The organism is Gemmatimonadaceae bacterium (assembly GCA_030647905.1).
Classification (GTDB): domain Bacteria; phylum Gemmatimonadota; class Gemmatimonadetes; order Gemmatimonadales; family Gemmatimonadaceae; genus UBA4720.
This window is the reverse complement of the sequence record JAUSJA010000034.1, coordinates 118,578-135,475: the sequence shown is the minus strand read 5'-3', so window position 1 is coordinate 135,475 and position 16,898 is coordinate 118,578. Positions and strand designations below refer to the sequence as shown.

16 protein-coding genes are annotated in these 16,898 nt (G+C 63.8%); 8 read left to right on the top strand and 8 right to left on the bottom strand.

Translation table 11 applies throughout. The features are described from left to right. Positions 1-31 precede the first annotated feature (31 nt). The 6 genes from Q7S20_13575 to Q7S20_13550 form a co-directional block, all read right to left on the bottom strand. Positions 32-2,122 carry a heme lyase CcmF/NrfE family subunit gene (locus tag Q7S20_13575; protein ID MDO8502862.1) on the bottom strand — a complete coding sequence of 697 codons (2,091 nt, stop codon included), beginning with the start codon at positions 2,120-2,122 and terminating at the stop codon, positions 32-34. Next, positions 2,119-2,274 carry a hypothetical protein gene (locus tag Q7S20_13570; protein MDO8502861.1) on the bottom strand — a complete coding sequence of 52 codons (156 nt, stop codon included), beginning with the start codon at positions 2,272-2,274 and terminating at the stop codon, positions 2,119-2,121. Before Q7S20_13570 ends, Q7S20_13575 begins: the two co-directional genes overlap by 4 nt. Positions 2,275-2,349: 75 nt before the next feature. Further along, a complete protein-coding gene (locus Q7S20_13565; protein MDO8502860.1) occupies positions 2,350-2,709 on the bottom strand; it encodes a hypothetical protein in 360 nt (119 codons plus the stop codon). Positions 2,710-2,712: 3 nt separating this feature from the next. Beyond that, complete coding sequence (locus tag Q7S20_13560) at positions 2,713-3,747, bottom strand: alpha/beta hydrolase (protein ID MDO8502859.1); 1,035 nt, start codon at positions 3,745-3,747, stop codon at positions 2,713-2,715. Further along, the gene (gene glpK, locus Q7S20_13555; protein MDO8502858.1) at positions 3,744-5,234 is read right to left on the bottom strand and encodes a glycerol kinase GlpK; all 1,491 of its coding nucleotides are present in this window, start codon (positions 5,232-5,234) and stop codon (positions 3,744-3,746) included. Before glpK ends, Q7S20_13560 begins: the two co-directional genes overlap by 4 nt. Before the next feature lie 36 nt (positions 5,235-5,270). Beyond that, the gene (locus tag Q7S20_13550; GenBank protein MDO8502857.1) at positions 5,271-6,287 is read right to left on the bottom strand and encodes a hypothetical protein; all 1,017 of its coding nucleotides are present in this window, start codon (positions 6,285-6,287) and stop codon (positions 5,271-5,273) included. Between the two features lie 74 nt (positions 6,288-6,361). On the opposite strand from Q7S20_13550, the gene Q7S20_13545 reads away from it, so the two are divergent. The 4 genes from Q7S20_13545 to gyrB all read left to right on the top strand — a co-directional run bounded on the left by Q7S20_13545 (position 6,362) and on the right by gyrB (position 10,638). Further along, entirely contained in the window at positions 6,362-7,141 is a 780-nt protein-coding gene (locus Q7S20_13545) for an enoyl-CoA hydratase-related protein (GenBank protein ID MDO8502856.1), read from the top strand. Further along, on the top strand, positions 7,138-8,256 hold the full coding sequence (gene recF, locus Q7S20_13540) for a DNA replication and repair protein RecF (protein ID MDO8502855.1): 1,119 nt from the start codon (positions 7,138-7,140) through the stop codon (positions 8,254-8,256). Before Q7S20_13545 ends, recF begins: the two co-directional genes overlap by 4 nt. Continuing rightward, positions 8,253-8,561: a DUF721 domain-containing protein gene (locus Q7S20_13535; protein ID MDO8502854.1), complete on the top strand. Its 309-nt coding sequence runs from the start codon at positions 8,253-8,255 to the stop codon at positions 8,559-8,561. The genes recF and Q7S20_13535 overlap by 4 nt, the downstream gene beginning before the upstream one ends. Before the next feature lie 136 nt (positions 8,562-8,697). Next, positions 8,698-10,638 carry a DNA topoisomerase (ATP-hydrolyzing) subunit B gene (gene gyrB, locus Q7S20_13530; protein MDO8502853.1) on the top strand — a complete coding sequence of 647 codons (1,941 nt, stop codon included), beginning with the start codon at positions 8,698-8,700 and terminating at the stop codon, positions 10,636-10,638. A 218-nt stretch (positions 10,639-10,856) separates the two neighbouring features. On the opposite strand, the gene Q7S20_13525 is transcribed toward gyrB, so the two are convergent. Continuing rightward, positions 10,857-12,326, bottom strand: a complete 1,470-nt coding sequence (locus Q7S20_13525) for a thymidine phosphorylase (protein ID MDO8502852.1) — start codon at positions 12,324-12,326, stop codon at positions 10,857-10,859. On the opposite strand from Q7S20_13525, the gene Q7S20_13520 reads away from it, so the two are divergent. Next, positions 12,325-13,008: a hypothetical protein gene (locus Q7S20_13520; protein ID MDO8502851.1), complete on the top strand. Its 684-nt coding sequence runs from the start codon at positions 12,325-12,327 to the stop codon at positions 13,006-13,008. The two genes, Q7S20_13525 and Q7S20_13520, sit on opposite strands and share 2 nt — an antisense overlap. Positions 13,009-13,017: 9 nt before the next feature. Here Q7S20_13520 and Q7S20_13515 read toward each other — a convergent pair whose 3' ends face one another. Continuing rightward, positions 13,018-13,374, bottom strand: coding sequence for a YtxH domain-containing protein (locus Q7S20_13515; protein MDO8502850.1), 357 nt, complete (start codon positions 13,372-13,374; stop codon positions 13,018-13,020). 73 nt (positions 13,375-13,447) lie between these two features. Here Q7S20_13515 and Q7S20_13510 point away from each other — a divergent pair, with 73 nt between their 5' ends. The 3 genes from Q7S20_13510 to ligA are packed head-to-tail and all read left to right on the top strand — an operon-like array spanning position 13,448 to position 16,887. Beyond that, on the top strand, positions 13,448-13,837 hold the full coding sequence (locus Q7S20_13510; protein ID MDO8502849.1) for a response regulator: 390 nt from the start codon (positions 13,448-13,450) through the stop codon (positions 13,835-13,837). Further along, positions 13,827-14,912: a PleD family two-component system response regulator gene (locus tag Q7S20_13505; protein MDO8502848.1), complete on the top strand. Its 1,086-nt coding sequence runs from the start codon at positions 13,827-13,829 to the stop codon at positions 14,910-14,912. Before Q7S20_13510 ends, Q7S20_13505 begins: the two co-directional genes overlap by 11 nt. Then, entirely contained in the window at positions 14,830-16,887 is a 2,058-nt protein-coding gene (ligA, locus tag Q7S20_13500; protein MDO8502847.1) for an NAD-dependent DNA ligase LigA, read from the top strand. Before Q7S20_13505 ends, ligA begins: the two co-directional genes overlap by 83 nt. The last annotated feature ends 11 nt before the right edge of the window (positions 16,888-16,898 follow it).

Here is a 16,898-nt window from a genome sequence, read left to right as displayed (position 1 = left end):
AGCGCGAGCAGGGTGCCGACTATGAGCGGTATCAGCTGTCGTCCCTCACCGCGGCCTGAAGCTTCTCGAGCTCGGCGGCGGTCGCTCCCGCGAGCTCGCGCTCTGTTACCGGGGCTTCTATCGGAGCCATCACCGCGGCATAGCCGCTTTCGACGCGCCGGCGCTGCACCTGCGGCCACATCACCACCAGACCGCCGATCGCCATCAGCGCCCCTCCCAGCCATACCCACCGCACGAGAGGGTTGAACGTGATGCGGATCTCCGCGCTCTCGTCCTCGCCCACACCGGCGAGAACGACATACACGTCCTCCCGCCATGACTCCCTGATGCCGACTTCAGTAGATGGCCCAAACGTCGGCGCGCCACGGCTGTCCACGTACTGGCGCTTCTCGGTCGTGAGAACCCCGGCGCTCTTTCCATCCCTCGTGAGATCGAGCACCAGCGCCGTTACCTGCCGGTTGAGAATATCGTAGGCCGACAGACCCTGGCTCACGAACCGCCACTTGTGGCCGAACGGATCAGTCAGCTCCTTCGAGTCGCCGGCCTTGAGCGTGACGTCGAACTCCTTCTTGAACGCGAGGCCGGCAAACCCGGCGAAAATCACCACGATACCCATGTGCACGATGTATCCGCCGTACTGCCGCCGGTTGCGCGCGACGAGGCGCGCAAGCGCCGGCACGAGGCTCTCGCCATACATCCTTCTCCGCGCGCCCACTCCCTTGTAGAACTCCTGAGTCACCGTCATCGCGACGAATCCCGCGAACGTGTAGGCAAGGATGGCGGTGAAGTCACGCATTCCGAACAGGAGCAGCACGAATCCCGTCGTGAGGCCGGCGAGCACCGGCCCGGCGAGCTGCCGCTGCAGGTTCGCCACGGATGCGCGACGCCACGCGATCAGCGGCCCTATTCCCATCAGCAGCAGAAGCGCGAGGCCGAGCGGAATGTTGACCGCGTTGAAGAAAGGCGGCCCGACGGTGATCTTCTCACCCCGCACCGCCTCGGTGATGATCGGGAACAGCGTTCCCCACAGCACCGAGAAAGCGATGCCGACGAGCACCACATTGTTATAAAGGAACGCGGCCTCGCGGCTCACCATGCTTTCGAGACTCGCCTTCGCCTCGAGATCCTTGAGCCGCGTCGTCACGAGGTACGCGGTGATCGCGATCGACAGGAGCAGGAACCCGGCGAACCAGTTCCCCACCGGCGACTGCGCAAACGAGTGAACGCTGGAGATGATTCCGCTACGGGTGATGAATGTTCCGAAGATTGACAACAGGAACGTCGAGGCGACGAGCGTAACGTTCCACTTTCTGAGCATTCCCCGCTTTTCCTGAACCATGATCGAATGCAGGAACGCCGTATTCACGAGCCACGGAAGCAGGGACACGTTCTCGACCGGATCCCAGGCCCAGTATCCGCCCCATCCAAGCTCCACGTACGCCCACCACATTCCAAGCACGATCCCGGTCGTGTTGAAGAACCACGATACCAGCGTCCACTTCCGGATGGCCGTCAGCCATTCGGCGTCGAGACGCCGCGTAATGAGGGCGGCGATCACGAACGCAAACGGAATCGTCGTGCCGACGTAGCCGAGGTAGAGAGTCGGCGGGTGGATCGCCATTCCCGGATTCTGGAGCTGCGGATTCATTCCGCGCCCATCCGGCGGAATCCAGTCGAGCCGCTCGAACGGATTCGCGCCGAAGCACATCATCGCGAGGAAAAAGATCATCACGACGGCGAGTGTGCCCGACACATAGGGCATGAGCTCGTGCTTGCGCGCCCTGTTGCTGTAGACCGCGAGCGAGGAGTAGGCCGCGAGGATCAGGCACCAGAACAGCATTGAGCCGGACTGTCCCGCCCAGAACGCCGTGAACGTGTAGACCTTCGGAAGATTCGCGCTGCTGAACGACGCAACGTACCTGATCGAGAAATCGTGCGTGAACAGAGCCGTCCAGAGACCCGCCGACGCCAGGACCACCATCGCGAGAGTCGCGTAGATCGCTCTCTCGCCGCTCAACGTCAGGTCGCGCCTGCGAAGCGCGCCGCCCGTGAAGGATACCGTCGCCGCCCAGGTCGCCATGAGCAGGGCGACCCATAGCGACAGCTCACCAACCAGAATCACGCGCCGTTCGCTGTCGAGCGGTACCCGGAAGTTTCCTTGTATTTCTCCGGCGCATTCTCATGGCGGGAAGCGCACTTGGCGAGGAGCGTCGTTGCGCGGAAGGTTCCAGGAACCAGGACTCCGCCAAGCAGGAATCTTGTGCGAGGTTTCACGCCTCGGAATATATGGAAGGTACCGCCGCGACATGGAGCAGGCCCTGCCAACGGCATAATGCGGCGGACGAATCGCTATTTCTGGGTGCGCGAGAGAATCAGAAACGCCGCCCCCGCCCCGAGCGCGTCCCATACGAGATCGCGCAAGCTGAACAGTCCCTTCGTCCGCCGGTCGTGGAGCTCTCGCCCGATGGATGCGGCCGTCGTGAGCCCGATCGCTCCGGAAAGAGCCGGCCTCCGTCCCGCCCCGGCGGCCTGCAGGCTCGCGAAGCTCACGCTCTCCAGGAACCCGGCGATGAAGAAGTGCTTCACCTTGTCCACTCCGATGAGCGAATCCCGCGACCGCTGCTCCGCCGCCTGCGCTCGCAACGAAAGAGGAGCACCGCCAACGAGCGCCGCCGCGAGGAATGCGATGGCGAACCGGTGACACGTCACGATTCAGCGCGCCTTCTTCCGCGCTCCGTGAATGAATCCCGCTAACTCCCCGAGCAGCCGGGGAACCACCGGCAGGGTCGGATCCGAATACGTTGCCATCTGCTCGGCTCTCCCCGGAGGCGCAGTTTTCAGCACGTGGTTCATCCCTTCGATCACGACGAGCTTCCCGGCCGGCTGTGCGGCAGCGAGTGTGTCGGCGTCCTTCATTCCGACCTGGATGTCGGTGGTCCCCTGAACGATCAGGATGGGAATGCGAAGCTTCGCAATTTCGACGGCAGGATCGTACTTTAACCACGATACGAGGTATGGCTGTACGCTCGGACGGAAAAGAGAGGCAAGTATTGGCGGAATGTGCACCGACGAATCGGGAAGATTCCCCGCTTCCATGGTGGCCATCACCGCGCGTGCCTGAGCGACCGTTTCCGGAGGAAGCTGCCCGCTGAGCTGCTCGCTGATCAGCTCGAGGGGCTTTCGGCCGGCACCCTCGAGAGAGACGTACGCGTCGGCACCGGCTTCCCTCGCGGCGACCATCCCGATGAGAGATCCTTCGCTGTGCCCCACGACCGCCACAGTCGAGAAACGCCGGTCCGCGCGAAGCTGAGCGAGCCAGCCCTCCGCGTCTTCAATGAAGTGCGTGAAGCGCACGTCCTGCTCGCGCGTGGATGCCTGCCTGCTGGCGGCGATGCCGCGCTTGTCGTACCGGAGCGACGCAATTCCATGCTCGGCCAGACCGCGCGCGAGAAGTTTGAGACTGTTGTTGGCGCCGGGCAAAGCGGGGCTGTTTCCGTTACGATCGGTGGGCCCGGAGCCGGCGATGATGAGCGCCACCGGCACCGGGTATCGCGACGCGGGCAGCTCGAGCGTGCCGAACACGTTGCCACCAGGAGTAGCGAGCGTCACCGGCATTTCGACGATCGAATCAGGCGCCGCCGGAAGCGGGGGCTCGGATGTCCCGCCCGTCTGCGACCGGCTGGCGCATCCAAGCGCCGTGACAATTACAGCGAACATTGCCAGCGTCTTCCTTCGATTATTGGTCACCGTTCCTCCGGATTGCCATCGTTGCGTGCCCAGCTCAATGCCGCGCCGACGGCACGGTCCCAGCCCGCGACGAGAGCGCGTCTCGCTTCGTCGCCGATCCCGGGAGTAAATGTGGCGTAACGGCGCACCGACAGAAACTCCTCGGAGTCCTGCCACACACCGGCGGCGATTCCTGCCAGCCCAGCTACGCCGAGCGCGGTGGTCTCGACAATCTCCGGCCGCTCGACGGGAACGCCGATGATGTCCGCCTGGAATTGCATCAGCCAGTCATTCACGCTGGCTCCGCCGTCAACGCGCAGCCGGTCGAATGGAACGCCGCTTCGCGCGCGCATCGCGTTCAGCACGTGGGCGGTTCCATAGGCCATCGCCTCGAGCGCGCCACGGACGAGGTGAGCGCGGCCCGTGCCGCGCGTCAATCCGACGATCATACCGCGCGCCTGGGGCTCCCAGTGCGGAGCGCCAAGGCCCGTGAGCGCGGGGACGAAGTACACGCCGTCGTTCGAGTCGAGACTGCGCGCGAGAGCTTCCGACTCGCTTGCCGTTGCAATGATTCCGAGTCCGTCGCGCAGCCACTGAATTGCGGCTCCAGCGATGAAGATGGATCCTTCCAGAGCGTACGCGTATCCGCCGCCGGGATCGCAGGCGACTGTCGCGAGGATTCCTTCACCGGGCGTTGGGCGAAGCTCCCCTGTATTGAGCAGAAGGAACGCTCCGGTCCCGTACGTGTTCTTTCCCTCTCCGGCGCGAAAGCAGCCCTGTCCGAAGAGCGCCGCCTGCTGGTCGCCGGCGACACCGCAAATGGGAATCGGAACCCCGAAGTGCGCGGAGCGCGCGATACCGAACTCTCCGCTGGACGGGCGAACTTCGGGCAGCACCGATCGGGGCACGCTGAAAAGCTCGCACAGCTCGTCGCTCCACTGACGCAGCCCGATGTCGAAGAGGAGCGTGCGCGATGCGTTCGTGGGATCGGTGGCGTGCACGTCACCGCCGGTGAGCTTCCATATGACCCACGTATCCATCGTGCCGGCCAGCGCGTCGCCGCGGGCGACGCATTCGGCGATGCGCGGCTTACGCAGCAGGAGCTCGAGCTTGGTCGCCGAGAAATAAGGATCCACCGGAAGCCCGGTCCTTTCCGTGATCCAGGCAGCCTCCGGCTCGAGCTCCCGGCATCGCCCGGCGGTACGACGGTCCTGCCAGACGATCGCGCGCGCGAGTGGCTCGCCGGTAGTGCGGTCCCAGACGACGACCGTTTCGCGCTGGTTGGTAATGCCAATGACGTCGGGCGTGACACCGCTCTGCGCGATGGCATCGCGCGCGGCGGCGAGCACGCGCTCGAAGATTTCCGTCGCGTCATGCTCCACCCATCCCGGCTTCGGGAAATGCTGCGTGAGCTCGCGGTATCCGCGACCCACGACGCGCCCATCGGCGGAGACGACGAGGCACGTCGCGCCGGTAGTGCCCTCGTCAATGGCCAGGACGTGTTTCAAGGGAAGAACCGCGCAGCGGCGGACTGCGGGATGAGATCAGCCATCACGGCGTTCCTTGCGGCGATCGGGAAAGTGCTTGTTGAGGAAGGCGATCAATGCCTTCTCCTCGGCGGTGTGCCCATATGGGGACGTGCGGACGCCGCGATGACGCGCTGACAGCCCGATCTTCGCGCCGCTTCTCAGGTATCGGGTAAGTATCACCGGGTGGACGTATGACTTTCGACAGATCGCGGGTGTGTTTCCGAGCTCGCTCGCGACTATGCGAACGGACATGGTGACGTCTTTCTTGCGCGCGTTTTCATTTCGGCCGGTGCCGATCTCCGCGAGAACCGTCGCCGCTCGCAGCGACCCGCCCCAGGTGCGAAAATCCTTGGCAGTGTACGGGAAGCTGGCCACGGACCCGATGTATTCATTGACGTCCCTCGCATCGGCATCCGTCCACTCGCTGTCATTCTGGTACCGGAAGAGCCGCGGGCCCGGCGTTCCCAGCAGAGATTCGACGAACCGGGCGATACCCCGATTCTTCACGACCTGCCGGTGGTGTATCGAGCGCTTGCCGACGTAGTTGAATTCGACAACGTCGCCCTCGACCGACACGTGCGACGTCCGGAGCGTCGTGATGCCGAAGGTATTGTTCTCCTTCTCATACTTTTCGCTGCCGACGCGAATGAACGCTTCGCCGATGATGAGAACGATGCCCGCACACACCCGTTCCCGTGAATAATCCTGCCGCTTCAGGTCTTTCAGAAATTTCCTTCTGAGACGTGGAAGATCGCGACCCATCTGCGCGACGCGGTAGAACTTCCTCAGCTCGCCCTTCTGCACCGCGCGCGCGTGATACCGGTACTGCTTACGGCCGCGCGCATCGAAGCCCCACACCTGGATGGCGGCGCGCGGATTGGCCGCGATGTGGACATCGCGCCATGCCGGCGGGATACGCAGCAGGTCTATGCGCTCGAGCTCCTTCCTGCTCTTAACCGGGCGACCGTCGGGCGCGGAATACGTGAATCCGCCCGCCTTCGAGCCGTTCCGCAGAATCCATTTCTCTGCCATGCCGCTCCGAGTAGGCGAACGAATGCTGGCCGCGTACATTACAGCGGAGACGTCCCCACCTCAACTCGCGCGCCATGTCATACCAGTTCCTGACCCTCACAGTCGAGAATCGCATTGCGACTCTCACCGTCAATCGCCCGGACAAGCTGAACGCGCTGAACGATGCGACGATTGCCGAGCTGGGCCATGCAATCGACGAGGTGAGGCTACGCGACGACATCGGCGGTCTCATCGTCACCGGTGCCGGCCGTGCTTTCGTCGCCGGCGCCGACATCTCCGAGCTGTCGAGCCAGACACCGACGATCGCCAAGGCGCGGGCGCGCGCGGGCCAGGAGGTCTTCCGCCGCTTCGAGACGTCGCCCAAGCCTGTCATCGCCGCGGTGAATGGTTTCGCGCTGGGTGGGGGATGCGAGCTTGCGCTGGCATGCCACATCCGTATCGCCTCCGACAAGGCGAAGTTCGGGCAGCCCGAAGTCAGGCTCGGCACCTGTCCCGGCTACGGCGGAACACAGCGGTTGTCCCGACTCATCGGCAAGGGACGCGCGATCCAGCTCATCACCACGGCCGAGATGATCGATGCGGCCGAGGCATATCGCATCGGGCTGGCGAACAAGGTAGTCGCACCGGAGGCGCTGATGGGCGCCGCGGTGGAAATGATGGGGCAGATTCTCGCCAATGGGCCGCTTGCTGTCGCGCTGTGCATGGAAGCCGTGGACCGGGGGCTCGAGATGTCGCTCGACGAAGGGTTGATACTCGAGGCGAACCACTTCGGACTGCTCGCCGCAACCGAAGACATGACCGAGGGGATGAAGGCGTTTCTGGAGAAGCGGACGCCGGCCTTCCGGGGGAAGTGAGCGAGCCGCACGTCTGGCTGAAGCACCTCTCCTGCCGGGACTTCCGCAACTTCGAGAGACTCGATCTGGAGCTGCCCGAGAGCGGGCTGGCGATAATCGGCGAGAACGGCCAGGGCAAGACGAATCTCCTCGAGAGCATCTACTATCTGCAGGTGCTGCGCAGTGTGCGCGGCGCTCGCGACCAGGACCTCGTGCGATTCGGTGCGAAGGGATTTCACATCTCTGCCCGGTCAAGATCCGATGGTGATCACACGCTGAGCGCGGGATTCGAGACTGCCGGGAAGAAGAAGAAAGTGACGCTCGACGGTGCTGTTGCGGCGCGGCTGAGCGACGCATTCGGCTCACTGCCATCGGTGATGTTCTCACCCCGCGACATTCAGCTCATCGCCGGTGCGCCGAGCGAGCGGCGGCGGTTTCTCGACCTCGTTCTGGCGCTGACGTCGCGGAGGTACCTTGCCGCGCTTCAGCATTACCGCGCGGGTCTTGCGCGTCGCAATGCCGCGCTGCGCGATGCCGCACGCACCGGCGATGGCGCATCCGTCGCTGTGTGGGAGCCGACGCTGGCCGAGTACGGAGCGACACTCGTGATGGAGCGAGCCTGCTGGGTGAAGGAACGTGCGGACGAGTTCGCGCGGTTGTGCGCGGCGATCGGCGAGCCGGGAGAAGCCCGCATGACATACGTCAGCGCGATCTCGAAGGCGGACGACACGCGAGCCGCGCTAGCCGACTCTCTCGAGCGGCATCGCAGGCACGACATCAGGCGGGGAGTGACGCACTCGGGACCGCACAGGGACGACGTCGCGCTCACGCTCGACGGACGCGAGCTTCGTCTCTTCGGATCGGCGGGCCAGCAGCGGACGGCGGCGATCGCGCTTCGCATGCTCGAGGGTGCGACGCTCCGCGAGTCGCGCGGGCTCGCGCCAATCCTTCTGCTCGATGATCCGTTCGCCGAACTGGACCTTCGCCGGTCGGCGCGAATCCTTCAGCTCCTCTGCGGAGCGGGACTCGGCCAGACGATTCTCGTCGTGCCGAGAGCGGGCGACATACCGCCGGAGCTGGTCGGTCTGGAGCGACGTCGCATTCACGCCGGGTCTGTCGAAGGAGCGGCGGCGTGAACGAGAAGAAGCGAAGGCCGGTACCGATCAGCGAGGCGTTGAGCGGATTTCTCGCGCATCGCGGTCTGACCAAGCGGGTAGATCAGGCGGGCGCCGTGGACGACTGGCCTGACGTAGTGGGAGCCCAGATCGCGGCCGTGACCAAGCCCATGTCCATCACGCCCGACGGCACTCTTTTCGTGGCCGTCTCGACACATGCGTGGATGACCGAGCTGTCACTGATGGAGCCCGATCTGCTGAAGGCGCTAAACGCGGTGGAGGGGCGGGAGAAGATCCGCAAAATCCGGTTCCAGCTCCGCCGCTAAGTCATTCCTGGACAAGCGCTTAAACGCCTAGCCCGGAATTGCGGAAAAGGCGATTTTGCGTTACATTATTCAATCTGCCGGACAGACTGGTTTCGGTTTGTATTCGGTCCCACCTTTTTCGACCCATTTCAATTTCATGGCGAAGACCGCAACAGCCAGCGAGACGCGTTACGACGCGGGGCAAATTCAGGTACTCAAGGGCCTCGAAGCCGTGCGCAAACGGCCCGGCATGTACATCGGATCCACATCGTCGCGCGGACTGCACCACCTCGTGTACGAGGTCGTGGACAACTCCATTGACGAAGCGCTCGCCGGTCACGCGAAGAGTATCGCAGTCACGATACATCCCGACGATTCCATAACCGTCATTGACGATGGGCGCGGAATTCCGGTGGACATCCATCCGACGGAGAAGATCCCGGGCGTCGAGCTGGCGATGACGGTGCTGCACGCCGGCGGAAAATTCGACAAGAACTCTTACAAGGTCTCGGGCGGACTGCATGGCGTCGGAGTATCCGTCGTCAATGCTCTCTCCGAGCAGCTCAAGGTGTGGGTCAAGCGCGACGGCAAGGAGTACTTCATGGATTTCGTGCGTGGCTACACGCGCACGAAGCTCTCAGTGGTTGGCAAGGTCGCGCCGCGCGACACGGGCACGAAGGTCTGGTTCAAGCCCGACCCGGAGATCTTCACCGAGCTGCGGTACGACTATGACACGGTGGCCAATCGCCTGCGTGAGCTGTCGTTCCTCAACAAGGGCGTGGAGATCCAGATCCACGACGAGCGCGAGGGACAGGAAAAGGACGAGACCTTCCTCGCCAGGGGCGGCCTCAGGGAGATGGTCCAGTTCCTCAACGCCAGCCGCAAGCCGCTGCACAACGAAATCGTCTACATCGAGGCCGAGCGTGACGACGTCGAGATCGAGATCGCGTTCCAGTACAACGACGGCTACAACGAGAACGTCTTCTCCTTCGTCAACAACATCAACACGCATGAAGGCGGGACGCATCTCACCGGCTTCAAGTCGGCGCTGACACGCACGATCAACGCCTACGCGTCGAAGAACGCCACCAGGAAGGGCGGCGACACGACGCTGTCCGGCGACGACGTGCGCGAAGGTCTCACCGCCGTGCTGTCGGTGAAGGTGCGCGAGCCGCAGTTCGAGGGGCAGACCAAGACCAAGCTGGGCAACTCGGAAGTCGAAGGTGCGGTCAAGACGGTCGTGAACGAGATGCTCGGCGCATACCTCGAGGAGCATCCGCGCGTCGCGAACATCGTGATCGAGAAGGCGGTCTCCGCCGCTCGGGCGCGTGAAGCGGCGAGAAAGGCGCGCGACCTGACCCGGAAAAAGTCGGCGCTCGACATCGGCAACCTGCCCGGCAAGCTGGCGGACTGCTCGCTGAGCGATCCTGCTCTCTGCGAGATCTATCTGGTCGAGGGCGACAGCGCTGGCGGTTCGGCGAAGCAGGGACGCAATCGCGCCTTCCAGGCGATTCTCCCGCTCCGCGGAAAGATCCTCAACGTCGAGCGGGCGCGCATCGACAAGATCCTCGGCAACGAAGAGATCAGGACGATCGTCACGGCGATCGGAGCAGGAATCAAGGAAGAGTTCACGCTCGAGAACGTGCGCTATCACAAGGTGATCCTGATGACGGATGCCGATGTGGACGGCGCCCACATCAGGACGCTGCTGCTCACGTTCTTCTATCGTCAGATGCCGGAGCTCATTGAGGCGGGCTACATCTACATCGCCCAGCCGCCTCTCTACCGCGTGGCGAAGGGCAAGGAGGAATACTACGCGTATGACGAGAAGGAGCGCGACGACTACGTCGCCCGGCTCGGCAACGGCGAGGGCAAGGGCTCCGTCAACATCCAGCGCTACAAGGGACTCGGCGAGATGAACCCGGGGCAGCTGTGGTCAACGACGATGGATCCGGAGACGCGGACGATCCTCAAGGTGACGCTCGAGGACGCTGTGCTGGCCGACCAGACATTCCAGACGCTGATGGGAGACGAGGTCGAGCCGCGGCGATTGTTCATCCAGCAGAACGCGAAGTTCGTGAGCAACCTGGATATCTGATCGCAAACAGTAACGTGAGGCGCTGAGCGTGTCCCGTCGGGCTGCGACGCAACACGTGGTTGATGTTGTCCAGCACCCAGACAACGTCCGCTCCGGCCCAGTTCGGAGAATCATCGAGAGCCAGACGCGCATCGAATCCAGCCGAGGCGAGAAATCTCTGGATGAGCTCAGGCTTGCCTTCGGAGAGCTTCGCCCGTGTGCAGATCGCGATGCTGGTCTCAGGCAACCGCCGGCCTCTGCCAGGTCTTCGCCCCTTCGCGAGAGATCCGCATGGAGATCAGATCGAGACATTTGCCCGGCTGATCATCGATGGTTATGGCCTCGGACAGAACGCGCTTCCCTTCCCTGATTCCTGCTTCGTCGCGCGCGTGAATCGTCGCGAGGGCCTGACCTCTCGTCACCTGCGCTCCGGGCTTCGCGGTGATCACGAATCCGACGCCGGGATCGATAGTATCTTCCATCGTGCGCCGTCCGCCCCGGAGCGCGATGATCCCGTAGCCAATCGTCCGCGGCGAGATGTCGGTTACGAAACCGTCGCGCCCGGCGAGAAAATCGGCCGTGCGGGCGGCCGACGGAAGAAGCGAAGGGTCATCGAGAACGCGAGCGTCACCTCCCTGCGCCGCGATTATTTCGGCGAATTTCGCGAGTGCGCCGCCGTTGCGAATGGCCTCTCTCATTCGCCGCCAGGCGTCGGCTGCGGTTCCAGCTACGCCAGCGAGGATCAGCATCTCCGCCCCGAGCGCGTAGGTCACTTCCATGAGGTCGGGCGGACCGTTCCCCTCGAGCGCGTCAATGCACTCGCGAACCTCGAGCGCGTTTCCGCAGGCGAAGCCAAGGGGGCGATCCATCGCGGTCTGCAGGGCGACGACGGGGCAACCGCGGTCCGCGCCGAGCTCGATCATCGCCTTCGCGAGGCGCCCTTCTCGATTGGGGTCGGGGATGAATGCACCCGACCCTTCCTTTACATCGAGCACCAGACCAGTCAGTCCTTCCGCCAGCTTCTTGCTCATGATGCTCGCGGCGATGAGGGGAATCGCCTCTACTGTCGCCGTCGCATCGCGAAGTGCGTACAGCTTGCGGTCGGCGGGAGCGATCTCTCCGGTCTGACCGATCAGTGCGCAGCCTATCGACTCGACTTGACGCGCCGCGTCCGCCAGCGACAGGTTGGTGCGGAATCCGGGAATCGACTCGAGCTTGTCGAGCGTGCCGCCGGTATGACCGAGGCCGCGTCCCGACATCATCGGCACGGCGACCCCGAGCGACGCGATCAGCGGCGCGAGAACGAGAGAGACCTTGTCTCCCACTCCACCGGTGGAGTGCTTGTCGATCCGCGGGATGTTCAGGTGGGACAGGTCGAGGCGCGCGCCGCTCTCGATCATCGAATCCGTCAGGGCGTTGGTCTCTCCGCGGTCGAGGCCCTTGAAGTAGATCGCCATGAGCAGTGCCGACATCTGGTAGTCCGGCACCTCGTCACGGGCATACGCCTGGATCAGCGCGTGCCACTCGGCGTCCTCAAGGCGGCCGCCGTCGCGCTTACGTTCGATAAGCCGCGGAACGATCATTGCCCACCCGCGCGTGTACCATGTCGAATAGACCCCATCATCTCCGGCACCAATGCGATTACCTCCGGTAACTGTTCTGCTCTGCTTCTTCGGCGCGTCCATCGGCACCGCCCAGACGACAGCCATGCAACTGGCGATGGGCGACAGCGCCTACGCATCACTCGATGCCTCGGGCGCGCTCGCCCACTACGAGAAAGCGGCAGTCGACTCGGGGAGCTACGAAGCCTGGTGGAAGGCGTCGCGCTCGGCGGTTGACATCGGATCGTACGCGACGGATGCGACGCGGCGAACCGCGCTCTTCACCCGTGGTGAACAATATGCGCGAAGCGCGGTTGCGCTGAATCCCGGAGATGCGGAAGGCCACTTCGCGCTCGCCCGGGCGCTTGGCAAGGCCGCGCTCGCCCAAGGCCCGCGCGGACGCGTGCGATACGCGACGGAGATCAGATCCCAGGGGCTGGAATGCCTGAGAATCAGGCCTCGCCACGCCGGCTGCCTCCACGTCATGGGCATGTGGAACGCCGAGGTGATGCGACTGAACAGCCTGACTCGCATCGTCGCGAAGAATATTCTGGGCGGGAGAGTGTTGGGAACAGCGAGCTGGAAGGAGGCGGTGCGATATATGGAAGCGTCGGTCGCCGCCGAGCCCGACCGGATAGTTCACCGGGTGGATCTGGGCGAGGTCTATCGCGACACAGGGGAAAACACGAAGGCGAAAGCGGAGCTGGAGATGGCTCTCCGCCTGCCAGTGAGCGACGCCAACGACAGATTCTACAAGGCTCAGGCAAAGGCCGCGCTGGCCCGGCTCTGAGCCGCTGGCTTACCCGACGGACGACTCCTGTCTGGCGGCGGCTCGAGCGGCGATCTCGTTGCGCCTTGCCTCGAGCTCCAGCGATTTGCGTTTTGCGACGGCCGCTCGCCTGAGCTCCCTGCCGAGCTTTTCCCAAACACCTGTATTGCCGCGCAGCCGATCGGCACGGTGACCCAGGACGCGCCTGGTTTCGACTCCGCTCTGAGGGGCCATGAGGAGCGCAATGCCAGCGCCGATTACCGCACCAGCTATCATTCCGATTCCCAGCATGCTGACCGACTTCGCGTCGGTCACATTCTTATAGGGACGGCCTCGCGGGCGTCGGGCCGGCTTCCGCCCGCTCTCAGGAGTCTCGGCAGCGGTCATCTTTCAAGGTCTGCGTTGGGGTGGTAAGAAATTTGCTTGCAGGTTAAAGAATGCAATACCCATGCGAGGTTAGATGAGCGAGTCTGGTAAGATGATTCTGCTTGTTGAGGATAACGAAGACAATCGTATCGTGTATTCGACCATTCTGAAGCACTACGGGTACGAGGTGACAGAAGCCTGGAATGGCGAAGAGGGAATCTCCAAGGCCCGCTCGTCGCGCCCTGACCTGATTCTGATGGACATATCAATACCGATTATCGATGGCTGGGAGGCCACCCAGGTCCTCAAGCACGACCCGGCGACCAAACACATTCCGATAATCGCGTTGACGGCGCATGCCCTGGCATCCGATCGCGAGAAGGCGTTCGAGGTGGGCTGCGACGGCTACCTCGCCAAACCTTGTGAGCCCAGAGCGGTTGTTGCGGAAGTGCAGCGATTCCTGGGCCGCAACAATGGCCACTGAGTCACCCAACGCCGGGGACGTCAAGAAGCGGATTCTCGTTGTCGATGATCATCAGGACAACGTAGAGGTGCTTCGCGCGCGGCTGGAGGCGCGCGGATACGAGGTCGAGGGCGCGATCAACGGGAAGGATGCGCTGGAAATAGCTTCTCGCTGGCGTCCGGATCTGATTCTGCTCGACGTGATGATGCCGGACATGGACGGGCTCGAGGTGGTGCGCCGGCTCAAGGCCGACCGCCGGCTTCCTTTCATCCCGGTGATCATGCAGACTGCGCTTGATTCGACCAAGCGCATGGTCGCCGGGCTCGAAGCAGGAGCCGACGATTACGTTACCAAACCGATCAATTTCGCGGAGCTCGAAGCGAGGATTCGCTCTCTTCTCCGGATCAAGAAGCTTCAGCAGGACCTCGGCGAACGTGAGCGTGAGCTGTCGCAGATGAACGACCGCCTGCTCCAAATGTCGCTGACCGACGGCCTGACCGGGGTGGATAACCGCCGCGCTCTCGAGCAGCGGCTTCACGAGATGTTCGAGCACTCCCTGAGACTGCACGAGCCGATTTCGTGCATGATGTGCGACATAGATCATTTCAAGAAGGTGAATGACACGTACGGCCACGCCGCCGGAGACGAGGTTCTCAAGCAGCTCGCCGAGATCCTGAAGCAGGAGGCGCGGGAGATAGATCGTGTGGGCCGATACGGCGGCGAGGAGTTCCTGCTGCTGCTTCCCGGCACTGTTCTCGACTCCGCGGTGACGTTCGCCGAGCGGCTGCGCCAACGGGTTGAGGCACATACATTTTCGTTCGAAGGCGGCACACTGCACCGCACCGTCAGCCTGGGCGTCGCTTCATGGCCCCACCCCCGTATCAAGGGTCGCGATGACATGCTGAAGGCGGCTGACGACGCGCTGTACGTGGCGAAAGAGACGGGCCGCAACCGGGTCGTGCGCTTCGACAGCGCCGAATTCAACGAGCACATCAAGGCGGAAAACGACGCGAATGCCGAAGAAGCCGAGCTACCCCAGCCAAGCCAGGCCGGCCGACCCGCAGCACCGCGCGTCGCAGCTGAGGGAAATCCTTAACCGCGCGTCGCACGAGTACTACGTTCTCGACGCGCCGGTCCTCTCCGACCGGGAATACGATTCCCTCTTCCGCGAGCTCCAGGATCTCGAGGCCCGCCACCCGGAGCTGATAACGCCAGACTCTCCGACGGTGAGAGTCGGTGCCGCACCGCAGACTTCTCTTGCAAAGCATGAACATATCGTTCCGATGCTGTCGCTCGGGAACGCGTTCGACGATCAGGAGCTCGAGGCGTGGCAGGAGCGACTCGTGCGGCTCGCCGGAAGCGACATGGACGCTTCGGGCTACACGGTCGAGCTGAAGATTGACGGCGCCGCGGTCAGCCTGACCTATGACGACGGCGTATTTACCAGCGGCGCAACTCGCGGGAACGGCAGCGTCGGCGAGGTCGTCACCGAGAATCTGCGCACGGTGCGTGACGTGCCGCTGCGTCTGCTCGGCGAGGCTCCGCGCGGGCGCATCGAGATCCGCGGAGAGGTGTACCTGCCGTTCGATCGGTTCGAGCGGATGAACGAGGAGCGCGTTCAGGCGGGCGAACCGGTTTTCGCCAACCCGCGCAATGCGGCATCGGGCAGTCTTCGCCAGCTCGATCCGTCGGTGACAGCGCGACGCCCGCTCCGGCTCTTCGGGTACTCCGTGACCAGCGCTGATCCATCGCTGCTTCCATTTCGGACCCAATGGGAGCTGCTCGAACAGCTCGCCGCGTGGGGAATTCCCATCGCCCCGAACCGCGCCCGCTGCCTGAAGCTCGAGGCGGTGTTCGAGTGGGCGCACGACATCGAGCATACCGTGCGCGGCGCGCTCAACTTCGCGATTGACGGCGGCGTGGTGAAGGTGGACGGCCTGGCGCTGCAGGACGAGCTGGGAGTCGTCGGCGGGCGCGAGCCGCGATGGGCGATCGCGCGGAAATTCGCGCCCGACATCGCCGAGACGAGACTGCTCGACATCGGGGTGAATGTCGGACGCACGGGGGCGCTCAATCCGTACGCGGTGCTCGAGCCGGTGGAGATCGGAGGGGTCGTCGTGAAGCTCTCCACCCTTCACAACGAGGACATCATTCGGAGAAAAGACCTGCGCATCGGAGACATCGTGCAGGTGAAGAGGGCGGGCGAAGTGATCCCGCAGATCATCGCCTCGGTACCCGAGAAGAGCGAGCCGCGAGGCAAGAAGTGGCGCATGCCGCCGCGCTGCCCATCGTGTGGCACTCCTGTCGTGCGCGACGAGGAGGAAGTGGCCATCTACTGCCCGAACGTCACATGCCCGGGACGGCGGCTCGAAGGTCTCGTGCATTTCGCGTCGCGCGGTGCGATGGACATTCGCGGCCTGTCGTACTCGCGCATAGAGCAGCTCATTTCGGCGGGACTCGTGGTGGACGCAGGCGACCTTTATTCGCTCACCGCGGAACAGCTGCTCCAGCTCGAAGGCTACGCGGAGAAGGGAACGGAAGCGTTACTGGCGGCAATAGAGGCGTCCACGGGCCAGCCGCTGTCGAGGCTGCTCGGCGCGCTGGGAATCAGGCATGTGGGATCCGCGGCGGCGCAGCTTCTGGCGAGGCATTTCGGGACGCTCGACGCGATCGCCGCGGCGTCTGCGGAGGAGATCGCGGAAATCCGGGGATTGGGCCCGATCATCGCGGAAGGTGTGGCCGGCTATTTCGCCGATCCGGGCGCGCGGCGTCTGATCGAGAAGCTGCGCCGGGCCGGGGTGAGCTTCACCGAGCCGCGTATGGTCGCTGCCGGCGGTGCCCTGTCGGGAAAGACGGTCGTCATTACCGGCACCCTGCCGACGCTGACCCGGACGAAGGCGACCGAAATGGTGGAGCAAGCCGGTGGACGCGTGACGAGCTCCGTTTCGAAGGCGACGAGCTTCCTCGTCGCCGGAGAAGAGGCGGGGAGCAAGCTGGAGAAGGCACGCTCTCTTGGCGTGGAGATCTTAAACGAGGCCGAGCTGCTGCGGAGAATCGGCGGCGCGCAGTGATTCCATTTCCG